Origin of the sequence: Pseudomonas carassii (assembly GCF_036324045.1) — a bacterium.
In the GTDB taxonomy this organism is placed as follows: Bacteria; Pseudomonadota; Gammaproteobacteria; order Pseudomonadales; family Pseudomonadaceae; genus Aquipseudomonas; species Aquipseudomonas peradeniyensis.
Window position 1 is genome coordinate 127966 of sequence record NZ_JAZDCT010000008.1, and the last position, 16693, is coordinate 144658.

The following is a 16693-nucleotide window of genomic DNA, read 5'->3' on the forward strand; positions in this document are numbered from 1 at the left end:
ACCATCCGACTCCCCAACGCACTCCAGCCAGGATGACGCGATGAACCGAGTGTTGTACCCGGGTACTTTCGACCCCATTACCAAAGGCCATGGCGACCTGGTCGAGCGCGCCTCGCGCCTGTTCGACCATGTGATCATCGCCGTGGCGGCCAGCCCCAAGAAAAACCCCCTGTTCCCCCTGGAACAACGGGTCGAGCTGGCCCGCGAGGTCACCAAGCACCTGCCCAATGTCGAAGTCATCGGCTTCTCCTCGCTGCTGGCGCATTTCGCCAAGGAGCAGAACGCCAATGTGTTCCTGCGCGGCCTGCGCGCGGTATCCGACTTCGAGTACGAGTTCCAGTTGGCCAACATGAACCGCCAGCTGGCGCCGGACGTCGAGAGCCTGTTCCTCACGCCGTCCGAGCGCTATTCGTTCATTTCCTCGACGTTGGTCCGGGAAATCGCCGCGTTGGGCGGCGATATCAGCAAGTTCGTCCACCCTGCCGTGGCCGACGCGCTGACTGAGCGCTTCCGCAAGTAAGCCTCGCGGTCACGATGTCGCGCCCGCGTGCACTGCGGGCGCGAATCCGGCACAATTGTGCCCATCGCTTTGAAACATGCCCGGGCCCAACGCCCCGGCCGGAGTCCCCATGTCCCTGATCATCACCGACGATTGCATCAACTGCGACGTCTGCGAACCCGAGTGCCCGAACGCCGCCATCTCGCAAGGCGAAGAGATCTACGTGATCGACCCGAACCTGTGCACCCAGTGCGTCGGCCACTACGACGAGCCCCAGTGCCAGCAGGTCTGCCCGGTGGACTGCATCCCCCTGGATGAAGCCCACCCGGAAACCGAAGACGAACTGATGGCCAAGTACCGCCGGATCACCGGCAAGGCCTGATGCCGTTCGTCGCCGCGCTTCGCCACGCAGCCCTCGGCGCCCTCCTGGCGCTGCTGGCCCATGGCGCCCTGGCCGCCGGGCCAGGTCAGGCGGCGATCGCCAGCCCGCACGGCGAAGCCACCGCGGCGGCAAGGCAGATCCTGCAGCAGGGCGGCAACGCTTTCGATGCCGCCGTGGCCATTGGCGCCACGCTGGCCGTTGTCGAGCCCTATGGCTCCGGCCTTGGCGGTGGCGGGTTCTTCCTGCTGCGCGAGAGTGCTGACAGCCCACGCTATGCCTTCCTCGACGCCCGCGAACGCGCCCCGGCCGCCGCCCGGGCCGACATGTACCTCAAGGACGGCCAGGTGCAGCCGGGCCTGTCGGTCAATGGCCCACTGGCCGCGGCTATCCCCGGCCTGCCCCAGGCGCTGGCCGACCTGGCCGCGACCCACGGCAGGCTGCCGCTCAAGGACAGCCTGGCCCCGGCCATTCGCCTGGCCAACCAGGGCTTTGCCGTCGACCGCATCTACCGCGACCGCGCGACCATGCGCCTGAGCGCCCTGCGCGACAATGCCGAAAGCGCCCGGTTGTTCCTCGCCGGCAACGATGTACCGGCACTCGGCACGGTGATTCGCCAGCCGGAACTGGCCGCGACCCTGCTGGCGTTGGCCGAGCATGGGCGCGACGGTTTCTACCGTGGCCCGACGGCCCACCGGCTGGTCGATGGCGTGCGTCAGGCCGGCGGTATCTGGACCCTCGATGACCTCGCCGGCTACCACACCGCCTGGCGCGAGCCGCTGCGTTATCCACTGGCCGACCAGCGCGAGCTGATCAGCAGTCCACCGCCCTCGGCCGGTGGCGTGGCCCTGGCCCAGAGCCTGGCCATGCTCCAGCGCCTGCCCTGGCAGAGCGCCGAACCCGTGCAGCGCAGCCACTATGTGATCGAAGTGCTGCGCCGGGCCTACCGCGACCGCGGGCTGCTGGGCGACCCGGACTACGTGGCCAACCCCATCAACCGCCTGCTGGCGCGCCAGTACCTGACCGGCCTGGCCGACAGCATCGACGTGCGCCAGGCCACCCCCAGCAGCGCCCTGCCCCCGTCACCCGCCTGGCGCGAAGGCGATCACACCACCCACTTCACGGTGATCGACACCGACGGCAATGCGGTGTCCGCCACGCTGTCGGTCAACCTGCCGTTCGGCGCGGCGTTCAGCGTGCCCGGCACCGGCGTTGTGCTGAACAACGAGATGGACGACTTTGCCGCCGATCCCACCGGCAGCAACAGCTATGGCCTGGCCGGCAGCAAGGCCAACGCGGTGGCGGCGGGCAAGCGACCCTTGTCGAGCATGAGCCCGACCTTCATCGAAAGCCCAAGCCAGTTCGCCAGCTTTGGCACACCAGGCGGAAGCCGGATTCCGAGCATGGTGCTGCTGTCGGTGCTGGGGTTCCTCGAAGGCAAGCCGGTGGCCGAGTGGCCGGCGACGCCGCGTTACCACCATCAGTACCTGCCGGATGTGGTGGAGCATGAGCCGGGGACGTTCAGTGCTGGGCAGAAAGCCGAGCTTGAAGGGCGTGGGTATCGGCTGAAGGATGTCGGGCGCCAATACGGGAACCAGCAGGTGCTGTATTGGGACAAGGCTGGCGGGACTGTCGAGGCGGCCAGTGATCCGCGGGGTGTGGGCGAGGCGGTGATTCTCGGCAAGGCAACACGGCCCTGAGGGCTGCTGCGCAGCCCATCGCGGCGCAAGGCCGCTCCTACAGGGAATCGCGTTCCGTCTGTAGGAGCGACCTTGCCGGGGCGCCGGACCGGCCGAACAGGGCCGCAAAGCGGCCCCAGTGGATCAGCGCTGGCATTTCGGGCAGAAAACGCTCGCCCGCTGTCCCAGCTTCACTTCACGCAACTCGGTGCCACACACCTTGCACGGCTGGCCACCGCGTCCATAGACGAACAGTTCCTGCTGGAAGTATCCCGGCTGGCCATCGCCACCAATAAAGTCACGCAAGGTCGTGCCGCCCTGCTCGATGGCCGCCGCCAGCACCCGCTTGATCTCGATAGCCAGCTTCAGGTAACGCGCCCGGGAGATCCCGCCCGCCTCGCGGCGCGGGTCGATCCCGGCGGCGAACAGCGCTTCGGTGGCGTAGATGTTACCCACCCCCACCACCACCGCGTTGTCCATGATGAACGGCTTGACCGCCATCGACCGGCCACGGGACAGCTGGAACAACCGTTCGCCGTCGAACAGGTCGGTCAGCGGCTCCGGCCCCAGCCGGATCAGCAGTTCGTGGTTGAGCGGATCGAGGCTCCAGAGCATGGCGCCGAAGCGGCGCGGGTCGGTGTAGCGCAGCATCAGCCCCGACTCGAGTTCGATATCCACATGTTCGTGCTTGGCCGCCGGCAAGCCCAGTTCGACCAGGCGCAGGTTGCCCGACATGCCCAGGTGGCTGATCAAGGTGCCGACCTCGGCGTTGATCAGCAGGTACTTGGCGCGGCGCTCGACGCTGACGATGCGCTGCCCCGACAGGCGCACGTCGAGGTCTTCCGGGATCGGCCAGCGCAGGCGCCGGTCGCGCACCACCACGCGGCTGACCCGCAGCCCTTCCAGGTGGGGCGCGATGCCGCGCCGCGTCGTCTCGACCTCTGGCAGTTCCGGCATGGCTCAGTGCCCGCCCAATTCGCGGATATTCTGCTTGAGCTGCTCGAAGTCGTATTCGGTCAGGCCGATGTAGTCCAGCACCAGCGGGCCAACCATGTTCCACTCGTGGTCGACGCTCTGGTTGCCCAGCACACGGTAGGAGGCGCAGATGTGCTCGGACATCTTCAACACCGCCAACAGGTTCTTCAGCTGGGTCTGGGTATTGCGCGAGGACTCGTCGCGGAACACCGCCAGGGCGTTGTGGTGGTTGGCGATGGCGGCGCTGATGTGCTCCGGCAGGCGCCAGGACTTGGCGGTGAAGTAGCCGACCACCGAGTGGTTGGTGTTGAACACGCGGTTCTCGGTGTCCACCACGCGGACCTCGTCATTGGCCTTGGCGTAGGACTCTTCCAGCACTTCCATGTAGTTGGGGAAGCGCTTGTGCATCAGCGGCACGCCGCAGTCGTGGAACAGGCCCAGGGTGTAGGCCTCGTCCACCGCCTGGATGCCGGTGCGCTTGGCCAGGGTCAGGCAGGTCATGGCCACGTCCTGGGCGGTGTCCCAGAACGGGTTGAGGGTGACGATGGTCTCGTCGGTCATTTCACCCCTGATCGACTGAGCGTTGATCAGGTTGATGATCGAACGGCTGCCCAACAGGTTCACGGCGCGCTGGATCGAACCGATCTTGTTCGCCAGGCCGAACTGCGCCGAGTTGACCAGCTTCAGCAGGGCACCGGACAGACCCGGGTCCTGGCTGATCAGCTTGGCGATGGTCTCAAGGTCCGGGTCGGGCATGTACTGCTCGAACTGCAGGTCGACCATGATCTGCGGCTGCGGCGGGATGGTGATGCCCTGCAGGGCTTGCTGGATCTGTTCGGCGGTAAGTTCCTGGGACATTCGTGCATTCTCGCTGGGGACGGGGGATTCTAACCCTGTACGCCGGCAGGGTAACTATCAGTGGATCGTTGGATCCAAGAATTTCTTTAGCCTGCCGGAGCCGGCCAGCCCCAAGACGAGGCTCGCGCTTGGTCGCGCCCACCAGCGAAGCCGAGGCCAACACGGTATACTCCCGCTCTTTTTTCCCGGAGCGACGTCATGTCCCTGCCCAGCCTTCGCCTCAAAGCCAATGCCGACCGCCGCCTGCGCGCCGGCCACCTGTGGGTCTACAGCAATGAAGTCGACGTCGCCGCGACCCCGCTGCAAGGCCTGAAGGCCGGCCAGCAGGCCATCCTCGAAGCCGCCAACGGCAAGCCCCTGGGCGTGGTGGCCATGAGCCCGAACAACCTGATCTGCGCCCGCCTCCTGTCGCGCGACGTCAAGCTGCCGCTGGACAAGTCGCTGCTGGTGCACCGCCTGAACGTGGCCCTGTCGCTGCGCGAGCGCCTGTTCGACAAGCCGTGCTACCGCCTGGTCTACGGCGACTCCGACCTGCTGCCGGGCCTGGTGGTCGACCGCTTCTTCGACATCCTCGTGGTGCAACTGGCCTCGGCCACCATGGAAGCGCACAAGGACGACGTCATCGCCGCCCTGGCCCAGGTCCTCAAGCCGAGTGGCATCCTGTTCAAGAACGACTCCGCCGCCCGTGACGCCGAAGGCCTCGGCCGCTATGTCGAGACCGTCTACGGCGAAGTGCCGGACTGGGTCGCGCTGGAAGAGAACGGCGTGAAGTTCGAGGCCCCCGTGCGCGAGGGCCAGAAGACCGGCTGGTTCTACGACCACCGCATGAACCGCGCCCGCCTGGCCCCCTACGTCAAGGGCAAGCGCGTGCTCGACCTGTTCAGCTACATCGGCGGCTGGGGCGTGCAGGCCGGCGCATTCGGCGCCAGCGAAGTATTCTGCGTGGACGCCTCGGGCTTCGCCCTCGACGGTGTCGAGCGCAACGCCGCGCTGAACGGCATCAGCGAGAAGCTGACCTGCATCGAAGGCGACGTGTTCGAGGCCCTGCGCGAGCTGAAGGCCGCCGAAGAGCGTTTCGACGTGATCATTGCCGACCCGCCCGCCTTCATCAAGCGCAAGAAGGACCTGAAGAACGGCGAGGCCGCCTACCGCCGCCTCAACGAACAGGCCATGCGCATGCTCACCAAGGACGGCATCCTGGTCAGCGCCTCGTGCTCGATGCACCTGCCCGAGGACGACCTGAACAACATCCTGCTGACCAGCGCCCGCCACCTGGACCGCAACCTGCAAATGCTCGAGCGCGGCGGCCAGGGCCCGGACCACCCGGTACACCCGGCAATCGCCGAGACCCGCTACATCAAGAGCATCACCTGCCGGTTGCTGCCCAACAGCTAAGCGGCGTTTGTTTGAGGCTGCCGCGCAGCCTTTCGCGGCACGAGGCCGCTCCTACAGTGGTTGATTACGCGGTCACTGTAGGAGCGGCCTTGCCAAGGCGTCGGACCGGCCGGAAAGGGCCGCAAGGCGGCCCCGGCTACCTTGAACGATCACGCTTGACGCACGCCAACCGCTACCGCCTGAAGTCCGGCACAAGTTCCTGCCCATCGATACTGAGCGTCTTGTAACGCGGCGCCACCAGTTTCACCGCGCCCTCGCGAATGCCCTTGGCCAGGCCCTCGAGGTTTTCCATCTTGCCGCTCAGGCTGCCCACCTCACGCCACTCCCGCTCTTCCCAGGTGAACACGAACACACTCGATGCATAGGTGTGCCGTGGGATCATCAACACTTCATTGTGCCCATCACCATCCAGATCGACTGCCCACAGGTAGCATCCCTTGCCACCGCACTGGCTTTGAGCAAGCGTCGAATCGGCCAGTGACTCGCTGGTGGACTGCTCCGGCCCCAGCCACTCGAACTTCGGACCATACGTTTCGACCACCTCCGGCCGACGTACCTGCGCCATCAACGCCAGCAATTGCTCGCGGCGACCCGCATCGAACAGTTCATCCGTTTCCAGCCGCTTCTCCAATTGCTCGAAGGCTGCACGCCCAGGCTGACCGAGGTCGCGGTACAAGGTCCCGGCATCGAACTCGGTAATCGGCGTGCGTCCACCGAGCAGGCGCTCGACCTGACTCTTCGCACTCAACACCTGCGGGTCGAGCAACGGTGTATAGAACAGCACTATCAACACCGCGCTGAGCAAGGCGATCAACGGGTTGCTCAGCCGCAGGCTATTCAGCCAGGCCTGCCGTGAGCTTGCCACCGCCCACACCGCCGCCAGACTGTGCGCCAGCATCACACCCACCAACAGCATGGCCATGATGCGCGATGGGGTCAGGCCGTACTGGTCGATGCGCATCCAGCTGGCATAAGCCGCCAGGCCCACCAGTACCGGCAGGCAGAGCAGGCTGGCTTCAACCAAGCGTTTGAGCGGCGCAGGATAGGCATTGCCCTGATGGCCGTCCTGAAACACGCCATTGGCCAGGAACAGGTTGATACCTGCCAGCACCAACAGCAGAGCGGTCGAATAGCCCGTGTCCCACACGGGCTGCAGGCCGCTGAAGGGCAGTGTCAGGGTGAACACCACGGCGATCAGCGCACTCAACGGCAACAGGAAGCGACAGAGTGTCAACAGGATGCCGCGCAACAACCCAATGACCTTCTCGTTGTCCCGCCCCATGCGCATCCCCAGGGAGAACACCACCGGCAGCACCAGCCAGAGAAACACCGGGGACTCCACCACATCCGTGACCTGCGGTATGCCGAGCATGCCGAACAGCAACGCACACAACCACAGCAACTGCCAGAACAGGCCAGTCAACAGTTGCGCCAGGAAAAGGATGAACACGTTGTTCCAGGCATGCCGGAACAGGTCCTCATAGCGCGGCCGCCCATTTTCGCGGGTCGGCCAGGCAAGAATGAACGCGGTGCCGATATAGCCCAGCACAACGGCGGCCAGAAACCAGGTCTGCTGCAGCCAGCCCATGCGCTCGCTATCCAGGACCCAGGCACTGATCCCGCTGATCAGCAGGGTCAGGCCCAGCACCAGCCAGCCGGTGCCACGCTGGCGCACCGCGTTGCCGAGCAGTTGCAGGTTCACGCCGGCCACGACCACCGCGGCGCACAGGGCTACCGACAGGTTGAAGCCAAGCAGCTCGCCTTGCCCCTTCACGGTGGTGAGCAGCACCAGGCCCTGGATCAGGCCGATGACGACGTAGAACAACAAGGAGCGACTTGGCGCTGGCATTGCAAATCCTTTTGGCCAGTAGAACAGGAAGCGCGCAAGTCTACCCAAACCCGCCCGGACCACGCCAAGGCCTTTACCTTGCGGGGTGGCGACAGCCAATTATCACAACGCCATTCCCTCGCGGGCGCGGCGGTGTAGAATCGAGCCATTCATCGCCAGACATCCCCGGCGGGTTTATGAGCTCTGGTCGAGCCTGCGGTGATCCCGCGCGGTCCTTCGACCCCCATCCGTGCCAGTGGCAACCGGCCCAGGCGTTCAGGACAAGAGAAGCTCACTCCCCTAGTTAGAGACCTGATTTAGCCGCCAGGAGCGCTCCATGCCTGATTATCGTTCCAAGACTTCCACCCAAGGCCGCAACATGGCCGGTGCCCGTGCCCTGTGGCGCGCCACCGGGATGAAGGACGAAGACTTCAAGAAACCGATCATCGCCATCGCCAACTCGTTCACCCAGTTCGTCCCGGGGCATGTGCACCTGAAGGACCTGGGCCAGCTGGTCGCCCGCGAGATCGAACGCGCCGGTGGCGTGGCGAAAGAGTTCAACACCATCGCCGTGGACGACGGCATCGCCATGGGCCACGACGGCATGCTGTACTCGCTGCCCAGCCGCGAGATCATCGCCGACGCCGTCGAGTACATGGTCAACGCCCACTGCGCCGACGCCATCGTCTGCATCTCCAACTGCGACAAGATCACCCCCGGCATGCTGATGGCCGCCCTGCGCCTGAACATCCCGGTGATCTTCGTCTCCGGCGGCCCGATGGAAGCCGGCAAGACCAAGCTGGCCAGCCACGGCCTGGACCTGGTCGACGCCATGGTCATCGCCGCCGACTCCTCGGCCTCGGACGAAAAAGTCGCCGAGTACGAGCGCAGCGCCTGCCCGACCTGCGGTTCGTGCTCCGGCATGTTCACCGCCAACTCGATGAACTGCCTGACCGAGGCCTTAGGTCTCGCCCTGCCGGGCAACGGCTCGACCCTGGCCACCCACTCGGACCGCGAGCAGCTGTTCCTTACCGCCGGGCGCACCATCGTCGAGCTGTGCAAGCGCTACTACGGCGAGAACGATGCGTCGGTACTGCCGCGCAGCATCGCCAACTTCAAGGCGTTCGAGAACGCCATGATGCTCGACATCGCCATGGGCGGCTCGACCAACACCATCCTGCACCTGCTGGCCGCAGCCCAGGAAGGCGAGGTGGACTTCGACCTGCGCGACATCGATCGCCTGTCGCGCAAGGTGCCGCAACTGTGCAAGGTGGCGCCGAACATCCAGAAGTACCACATGGAAGACGTGCACCGCGCCGGCGGCATCTTCAGCATCCTCGGCTCGCTGGCCCGTGGCGGCCTGCTGCACACCGACCTGCCGACCGTGCACAGCCCAAGCATGGAAGAAGCCATCGCCAAGTGGGACATCACCCAGACCGATGACGAAGCCGTGCACACCTTCTTCAAGGCAGGCCCGGCCGGCATCCCGACGCAGACCGCGTTCAGCCAGTCGACCCGCTGGGAAACCCTGGACGACGACCGCGAGAACGGCTGCATCCGCAGCTTCGAGCACGCCTACTCGCAGGAAGGCGGCCTGGCCGTGCTGTACGGCAACATCGCCCTGGACGGCTGCGTGGTGAAGACCGCCGGTGTCGATGAGTCGATCCACGTGTTCGAAGGCACCGCGAAGATCTTCGAAAGTCAGGACAGCGCGGTGCGCGGCATCCTCGCCGACGAAGTGCAGGCCGGCGACATCGTCATCATCCGCTACGAAGGCCCGAAAGGCGGCCCGGGCATGCAGGAAATGCTCTACCCGACCTCGTACCTGAAATCCAAAGGCCTGGGCAAGGCCTGCGCCCTGCTCACCGACGGTCGTTTCTCCGGCGGCACCTCGGGCCTGTCGATCGGCCACGCCTCGCCGGAAGCGGCAGCGGGCGGCGCCATCGGCCTGGTGCGCGATGGCGACAAGGTGCTGATCGACATCCCCAACCGTTCGATCAACCTGCTGGTCAGCGACGAAGAGCTGGCCGAGCGTCGCGTCGAGCAGGACAAGAAGGGCTGGAAGCCGGCCGAGGTGCGTCCACGCAAGGTGACCACCGCGCTCAAGGCCTATGCCCTGCTGGCCACCAGCGCCGACAAGGGCGCAGTGCGCAACAAGGCAATGCTCGAAGGGCTGTGAGGCTCTGACGGCATAAAAAAACCGGCGCCTGGTGCGCCGGTTTTTATATGCCCGTGAACGAAGCCGCAGGCCTTGCCTGACTTACTGTTGCGCGACCTTTTCCGACTTGCCGTCATAGCGCTTGCGCCACTCGCTGAGGATCTCGTCGCGTTTCTTCGAGGCCCAGGCGAAGTCGTTCTTGATCAGGCGCTGCTCGTAGTCCGCCGGCAACTCGGTCTGCGGCTTGGCGATGCCCGGCGCGGCGAGCACGGCAAAGTTCTCCTTGTACAGCTCCATGGCCGCGGGGCTGGCGGAGAAGTCGGCCAGGCGCTTGGCGGCATCGGCCTTCGGCGAGCCCTTGATCACCGCAGTGGCTTCGATCTCCCAACCCAGGCCTTCTTTCGGCAGCACGATATCCAGTGGCGCGCCCTGGCGCTTGAGCTGCACGGCCGGGTACTCGAACGAGATGCCGATCGGGAACTCACCGGCGGCGGCCAGCTTGCACGGTTTGGAGCCGGAATGAACGTACTGGCCGATGTTCTGGTGCAGCGCATCCATGTAGGCCCAGCCCTGCGGCTCGCCGAAGGTCTGCAGCCAGGCGCTCACATCCAGGAAGCCGGTGCCGGACGAGGCCGGGTTGGGCATGACGATCTTGCCCTTGTATTCAGGCTTGGTCAGGTCCTGCCAGCTCACCGGCTTGCTCAGGCCCTGCTTCTCGGCCTCGACGGTATTGAAGCAGATGGTCGCGGCCCACACGTCCATGCCCACCCAGGCCGGCGGGTTGGCGGCGTCGCGGTAGTTGGCCGAGATCTTGCCCAGGTCCTTCGGCGCATAGGCTTCGAGCATGCCGTTCTGGTCGAGGATAGCCAGGCTGGAAGCGGCCAGGCCCCACACCGCGTCGGCCTGCGGACGCTCCTTCTCGGCCAGCAGCTTGGCGGTGATGATGCCGGTGGAGTCGCGTACCCACTTGATCTCGATGTCGGGGTTGGCCTTTTCGAAAGCCTGCTTGTAGCTCTTGAGCTGCTCGGCCTCGAGGGCGGTGTAGACGGTCAGCTGGGTCGCGGCCGAGGCCTGCAGGCTGAAGACGGCGGATACGGCAGCGGCAAGTGCGAGGGGCTTGAACATGATGCGGTTCCTATCAGTGTGGGCAGTCGGTCAATGGCCTGGCGCGCGCTGGCGCCAGGCCTGGGAGCGGCGCAGCAGGCCGCGTGAAGCACCGGCCAGCAACAGGGAGGCGGCGGCGCTGGTAAGCAGGATCAGGGTCGACATGGCGGCGGCGCCGCCGACATTGCCGGCGTCGTCCATGTTCAGCACGGCGACGGCGGCGAGGATGGTGTCGGGGCTGTACAGGAAGATCGCCGCCGACACGGTGGTCATCGCCGAGACGAACAGGTAGCGGATGATGTCCAGCAGCGCCGGCAGGCAGATCGGCACGGTGACCCGCATGAAATGCTTGTACAGCGGCGCCTTGAGCGACAGCGCGGCGGCCTCGAACTCGCCATCGAGCTGGCGCAGGGCGGTGGTGGCTGTCATCTGCGCGGTGGTCAGGTAGTGGGCGATGGTGCACACCATCAGCAGCGCCATGCTGCCGTAGAACACATGCAGCGGGTTGCCGTTGAGGTTGAAGAAGAACACGTAGCCCAGGCCCAGCACCAGGCCAGGCACCGCCATCGGGATGAAGCTCAGCAAGCGCAGCAGCTGGTTGAGCAGGCGCTGCCCCTGGGTCTTCTCCATCAGGTAGGCGCCGGTGAAGATCACCACGCTGCCGATCAGCGCAGTGCCGATGGCCATGGTCACGCTGTTGCGGTAGGCCAGCCAGCCGCCACCAGCGGTGTCCTCGAACATGTAGTGCTTGAGCGACAGCGACAGGTTGTACGGCCAGAACTTGACCAGTGACGAGTACACCGCCATGCCGATCACCGCCAGCAGTGCCGCGCACACCAGCAGCACGATGGCCAGGAAGCAGCCATCGCGCAGCCGCGACGGCTTGGGCTCGAACACCTGGGCGCGGCCGCTCATGGCCTCGCCCTGGCGACGGCGCAACCAGGCATCGACGGTGAAGCTGAGCAGTGCCGGCACCAGCAGCACCATGCCGATCAGCGCGCCGCGACCGAACTGTTGCTGGCCGACCACGGCCTTGTAGGCTTCCAGGGCCAGCACCTGGTAATCCCCGCCCACCACGACCGGCACGCCGAAGTCGGTGATGGTCAGGGTGAACACCAGGCAGAACGCGGCGAACACCGCCTGGCGCGTGGCCGGCCAGGTAATGCTGAAGAATGCCCGGGCCGGCCCCGCCCCCATGCTCGAGGCGGCGTCGAACAGCCGTGCGTCAGCCAGCGACAGCGCCGAGAGCAGGATCATCAGGGCGTGGGGGAAGGTGTAGATGGCTTCGCCGAGGACGATGCCCCAGAAGCCGTAGATATTGCCGCTGAGCAGCCCGCGCAGCAGGCCCTGGTTGCCGAACAGGTACACCAGGGCGATGGCCGGCAGCATCGACGGCGCCAGCAGCGGCAGCAGCGAGATGCCGCGCCACAGGCCCTTGGCCGGGATCAGCGTGCGTTGCAGGGCATAGGCGAACAGGTAGGCCAACGGCACGACGATGGCGGCGACAGTGAAGGCCACCGACAGGCTGTTGCCGAGCAGCCAGTGGAAGTTCTCGCTGGCGAACAACTCACGGGCAGCCGGCAGGCCACCGCCCTGCCCGGCGTCAGCGCTGAAGCCGCGCCAGAAGATCGCCAGCAGCGGCATCAGCACCGCCAGCACCAGCAGGATCAGCAACAGGCTCTTGCCACCGATCACGAACAGACGGTCCCCCAGGGCGACACCGCTGCGAGGGGCGACCTTGGCGGAGGTGAACGGCAGGGTCATCGGCGCGGCCATCTCAGGCGAACACCTGCAGGCTCTGCGGCGGCAGCGCCACCCAGATGTCCTGCGAGCCCAGCCGCGGCATCGCCTCCGGCGCCAGCTCCGCGAGCAACGCGTGGCCCGGCAGGGCCTTGAACTCGAAGCTCATGCGGCAGCGATTGCCAAGGAAGGTGATCTCGCGGACCTTGGCCGGGAACAGGTTTTCCTCGTGTACCACCGGGTTGACGGTGATCGCCTCGGGCCGGCAGAACAGCCGGCCACTGCTGGCGCCGGCGGCGTTGGCCGCCAGGCGCATGTGCAGGCCGCCGACCTGGGCATGGCTGTCGCCGCTGCGCTGGAACGGCAGCCAGTTGCCCTGGCCGACGAATTCGGCGACGAACGGCGTGGCCGGCTGGTCGTAGATTTCCTGGGGCGTGGCGTACTGCTCGACCTGGCCGTTGTTCATCACCGCGATGCGGTCGGCCATCAACATGGCCTCGTCCTGGTTGTGGGTGACCATCAGCGTGGTGATGCCCAGCTGGCGCTGCAACTGGCGCAGTTCGGTACACAGGTGCTCGCGCACACGGGCGTCCAGCGCCGACATCGGCTCGTCGAGCAGCAACAGCGACGGCGAAGGCGCCAGGGCGCGGGCCAGGGCCACGCGCTGCTGCTGGCCGCCGGACAGCTGGCCGGGGTATTTCTTCTCGCTGCCGGCAAGGCCGACCAGTTCGAGCATTTCACCGACCCGCTGGCGCGAGGCCTCGCGGTTGCTGCCGGTCAGGCCGTAGGCGATGTTGGCTTCGACGGTGAGGTTGGGGAACAGGGCGTAAGACTGGAACAGGATGCCGTAGTCGCGGGCCTGGGGTGGCAGCTCGGAGATGTCGCGGTCGCCGATGTACAGCGTCCCGCGGTCCTGGCGCTCGAGCCCGGCGATGCAGCGCAGCAGCGTGGTCTTGCCACAGCCCGACGGGCCGAGCAGGCACACCAGCTCGCCGGCGGCGATGTCGAGGGAGACGTCGTTGAGTGCGGTGAAGGCGCCGAAGCGCTTGTGGATACCGCGCACTTTCATCTGTGCGCCTGGAGTGGCGTTGTTCATGGCAAGGCCTCATCGAAGAGATGGGGCCATGCTAGGAAGGCTGTGAGACGGTTGTGTGGCGAGGGGGCAAAAACGAGTGATAGTGGTATTGGTGGATTTTTGTAGCGACCATCCGGTTTTCAGGCGTTAGCCGAATAAAAAAGGGAGGCCACCAGGGCCTCCCTTTTCATGACGCAGTGAAACTCAGAACAGTACGCGCGAGCGGATAGTGCCCTTCACGTGCTGCAGTTTCTCCTGGGCCAGGTCCGAGTACTCGGCATCGACGTCGATGACCACGTAACCCACTTTCTCGTTGGTCTGCAGGAACTGACCGGAGATGTTGATGGCGTTTTCCGCGAACACCTTGTTGATCTCGCTGAGCACGCCCGGGATGTTTTCGTGGATGTGCAGCAGGCGGTGCTTGCCAGGGTGGGCTGGCAGGGCCACTTCCGGGAAGTTGACCGACGATACGGAAGTACCGTTATCGCTGTACTTGACCAGTTTCTCGGCCACTTCCAGGCCGATGTTGGCCTGGGCCTCGGCGGTGGAACCACCGATGTGCGGGGTCAGGATCACGTTGTCCAGGCCGCGCAGCGGGCTTTCGAACTCTTCGTCGTTGGAGCGCGGCTCGACCGGGAACACATCGATGGCGGCGCCGATCAGGTGCTTGTCCTTGATCGCGGCGGCCAGGTGGTCCAGCTCGACCACGGTGCCACGGGCGGCGTTGATCAGGATCGAGCCCTTCTTCATCGCGCGGATTTCCTTCTCGCCGATCATCCACTGGGTGGATGGCAGCTCAGGCACGTGCAGCGAGACGATGTCGGCCAGGCCCAGTAGCTCGTGCAGGCTGGTGACCTGTACCGCGTTGCCCAGCGGCAGCTTGGTCAGCGGGTCGAAGAAGTACACCTGCATGCCCAGGCTCTCGGCCAGGACCGACAGCTGGGTGCCGATCGAGCCGTAGCCGACGATGCCCAGCTTCTTGCCACGGATTTCGAAGGAGTTGGCCGCGCTCTTGATCCAGCCGCCACGGTGGCAGGAAGCGTTCTTCTCGGGGATGCCGCGCAGCAGCAGGATGGCTTCGGCCAGCACCAGCTCGGCCACCGAGCGGGTGTTCGAGTAGGGGGCGTTGAACACGGCGATACCGCGCTCGCGGGCCGCTGCCAGGTCGACCTGGTTGGTGCCGATGCAGAAACAGCCAACCGCGACCAGTTTCTTCGCGCAGTCGAAGATCTCTTCGGTCAGTTGGGTGCGCGAACGGATGCCGATGAAGTGGGCATCGGCGATCTTTTCCTTCAGCTCGGCTTCCGGCAGCGAACCAGTGAGGTATTCGATGTTGGTGTAGCCGGCGGCCTTGAGGGTATCGACCGCGTTCTGGTGCACACCTTCAAGAAGAAGGAACCTGATCTTGCTCTTGTCGAGAGAAGTCTTGCTCATCTGCGTAAACCTGTATCCCGGAGAAAAATGGCGAGGAGGGTGAAGCGGCGCGGCGTCGGCCTTAGCACGAACAGCGGGAGGGCTATGCTAGCATACGCGACACAACCTGAGCTTATCCCGACAGGTGAAGCGTGCTCAGGGTGACTATGAATAAGTCGAGAGTTCCGGCGATGACCCAGTCCGCAGTAATTGATGAGCTGATGACCCTGGTCGACCCTGGCAAGGTCCTCACCGACCCAGCCTCGCTCGAGGCCTACGGCAAGGACTGGACCAAGCACTACCCGCCGGCGCCAAGCGCCATCGTCTTCCCCAAGTCCGTCGAGCAGGTTCAGGCCATCGTGCGCTGGGCCAACCGGCACAGGGTCGCCCTGGTGCCGTCGGGCGGGCGTACCGGGCTGTCGGGCGCCGCCGTGGCCGCCCATGGCGAGGTGGTGGTGGCCTTCGACTACATGAACCAGATTCTCGCCTTCAACGAATTCGACCGTACCGTGGCCTGCCAGCCAGGGGTCGTCACCCGCCAGTTGCAGCAATTCGCCGAAGACCAGGGCCTTTATTACCCAGTGGACTTCGCCTCGAGCGGGTCCAGCCAGATCGGCGGCAATATCGGTACCAACGCCGGCGGCATCAAGGTGATTCGCTATGGCATGACCCGCAACTGGGTAGCCGGGCTGAAGGTGGTCACCGGCAAGGGCGAACTGCTCGAGCTGAACAAGGACCTGATCAAGAACGCCACCGGCTACGACCTGCGCCAGCTGTTCATCGGCGCCGAAGGCACCCTGGGCTTCGTGGTCGAGGCGACCATGCGCCTGGACCGCACGCCGCGCAACCTTACCGCCATGGTGCTGGGCACGCCCGACTTCGACGCGATCATGCCGGTGCTGCATGCCTTCCAGGGCAAGCTCGACCTGACGGCCTTCGAGTTCTTTTCTGACAAGGGCCTGGCCAAGATCCTCGCCCGGGGCGATGTGCCCGCGCCGTTCGAAACCGACTGCCCGTTCTATGCCCTGCTGGAGTTCGAAGCCAGCACCGAGGAGGTGGCCAACGAGGCACTGGCCACCTTCGAGCACTGCGTCGAGCAGGGCTGGGTGCTCGATGGCGTGATGAGCCAGAGCGAGACCCAGCTGAAGAACCTGTGGAAGCTGCGCGAGTACCTGTCCGAGACCATCTCCCACTGGACACCGTACAAGAACGACATCTCTGTCACCGTGTCCAAGGTGCCGGCCTTCCTGCGCGACATCGACGCCATCGTCGGCGAGCACTACCCGGACTACGAAGTGGTCTGGTACGGCCATATCGGCGACGGCAACCTGCACCTGAACATCCTCAAACCCGACCACATGAGCAAGGACGACTTCTTCGCCTCCTGCGCCAAGGTCAACAAGTGGGTGTTCGAGATTGTCGAGCGCTACAACGGCTCGATCTCCGCCGAGCATGGCGTGGGCATGACCAAGCGTGACTACCTGGGCTACAGCCGCTCGCCGGAGGAGATCGCCTGCATGAAGGCGATCAAGGCGGTGTTCGACCCGAACGGCATCATGAATCCGGGTAAGATCTTCGCTCCCGAATAAA

13 protein-coding genes are annotated in these 16693 nt (G+C 65.3%); 6 read left to right on the forward strand and 7 right to left on the reverse strand.

Annotation, left to right across the window (positions count from 1 at the left end):
* Window positions 1–40: 40 nt before the first annotated feature.
* The 3 genes from coaD (at window position 41) to ggt (ending at window position 2578) form a co-directional block, all read left to right on the forward strand.
* Window positions 41–520 carry a pantetheine-phosphate adenylyltransferase gene (gene coaD, locus V0R62_RS08610; RefSeq protein WP_262974140.1) on the forward strand — a complete coding sequence of 160 codons (480 nt, stop codon included), beginning with the start codon at window positions 41–43 and terminating at the stop codon, window positions 518–520.
* 109 nt (window positions 521–629) lie between these two features.
* Window positions 630–881 (forward strand): YfhL family 4Fe-4S dicluster ferredoxin, encoded by a 252-nt coding sequence (locus tag V0R62_RS08615; protein ID WP_011531711.1) that lies wholly within the window; start codon window positions 630–632, stop codon window positions 879–881.
* Complete coding sequence (ggt, locus tag V0R62_RS08620) at window positions 881–2578, forward strand: gamma-glutamyltransferase (protein ID WP_330103423.1); 1698 nt, start codon at window positions 881–883, stop codon at window positions 2576–2578. The genes V0R62_RS08615 and ggt overlap by 1 nt, the downstream gene beginning before the upstream one ends.
* A gap of 123 nt (window positions 2579–2701) precedes the next feature.
* Here the strand turns inward: ggt and mutM are convergent, their stop codons facing one another.
* Together mutM and V0R62_RS08630 are read right to left on the reverse strand one after the other, a co-directional pair.
* Window positions 2702–3514, reverse strand: a complete 813-nt coding sequence (gene mutM, locus V0R62_RS08625; RefSeq protein WP_330103424.1) for a bifunctional DNA-formamidopyrimidine glycosylase/DNA-(apurinic or apyrimidinic site) lyase — start codon at window positions 3512–3514, stop codon at window positions 2702–2704.
* Window positions 3515–3517: 3 nt separating this feature from the next.
* On the reverse strand, window positions 3518–4336 hold the full coding sequence (locus tag V0R62_RS08630) for an HDOD domain-containing protein (RefSeq protein WP_186712322.1): 819 nt from the start codon (window positions 4334–4336) through the stop codon (window positions 3518–3520).
* A gap of 252 nt (window positions 4337–4588) precedes the next feature.
* Between V0R62_RS08630 and V0R62_RS08635 the strand changes: the two genes are divergently transcribed.
* Window positions 4589–5785: a class I SAM-dependent rRNA methyltransferase gene (locus tag V0R62_RS08635; RefSeq protein ID WP_330103425.1), complete on the forward strand. Its 1197-nt coding sequence runs from the start codon at window positions 4589–4591 to the stop codon at window positions 5783–5785.
* A gap of 172 nt (window positions 5786–5957) precedes the next feature.
* On the opposite strand, the gene V0R62_RS08640 is transcribed toward V0R62_RS08635, so the two are convergent.
* Window positions 5958–7634, reverse strand: a complete 1677-nt coding sequence (locus V0R62_RS08640; RefSeq protein WP_330103426.1) for a DUF4153 domain-containing protein — start codon at window positions 7632–7634, stop codon at window positions 5958–5960.
* A 316-nt stretch (window positions 7635–7950) separates the two neighbouring features.
* Between V0R62_RS08640 and ilvD the strand changes: the two genes are divergently transcribed.
* On the forward strand, window positions 7951–9792 hold the full coding sequence (gene ilvD / locus V0R62_RS08645; RefSeq protein WP_330103427.1) for a dihydroxy-acid dehydratase: 1842 nt from the start codon (window positions 7951–7953) through the stop codon (window positions 9790–9792).
* Between the two features lie 81 nt (window positions 9793–9873).
* Here ilvD and V0R62_RS08650 read toward each other — a convergent pair whose 3' ends face one another.
* The 4 genes from V0R62_RS08650 to serA all read right to left on the reverse strand — a co-directional run bounded on the left by V0R62_RS08650 (window position 9874) and on the right by serA (window position 15124).
* The gene (locus tag V0R62_RS08650; RefSeq protein ID WP_330103428.1) at window positions 9874–10896 is read right to left on the reverse strand and encodes a putative 2-aminoethylphosphonate ABC transporter substrate-binding protein; all 1023 of its coding nucleotides are present in this window, start codon (window positions 10894–10896) and stop codon (window positions 9874–9876) included.
* Window positions 10897–10926: 30 nt separating this feature from the next.
* Window positions 10927–12651, reverse strand: coding sequence for a putative 2-aminoethylphosphonate ABC transporter permease subunit (locus V0R62_RS08655; RefSeq protein ID WP_330103429.1), 1725 nt, complete (start codon window positions 12649–12651; stop codon window positions 10927–10929).
* Window position 12652: 1 nt separating this feature from the next.
* The gene (locus V0R62_RS08660; protein ID WP_186732428.1) at window positions 12653–13711 is read right to left on the reverse strand and encodes a putative 2-aminoethylphosphonate ABC transporter ATP-binding protein; all 1059 of its coding nucleotides are present in this window, start codon (window positions 13709–13711) and stop codon (window positions 12653–12655) included.
* Window positions 13712–13894: 183 nt separating this feature from the next.
* Complete coding sequence (gene serA, locus V0R62_RS08665; protein ID WP_203648588.1) at window positions 13895–15124, reverse strand: phosphoglycerate dehydrogenase; 1230 nt, start codon at window positions 15122–15124, stop codon at window positions 13895–13897.
* Between the two features lie 170 nt (window positions 15125–15294).
* Here serA and V0R62_RS08670 point away from each other — a divergent pair, with 170 nt between their 5' ends.
* Window positions 15295–16692, forward strand: a complete 1398-nt coding sequence (locus tag V0R62_RS08670) for an FAD-binding oxidoreductase (RefSeq protein WP_330103430.1) — start codon at window positions 15295–15297, stop codon at window positions 16690–16692.
* Window position 16693 lies beyond the last annotated feature (1 nt).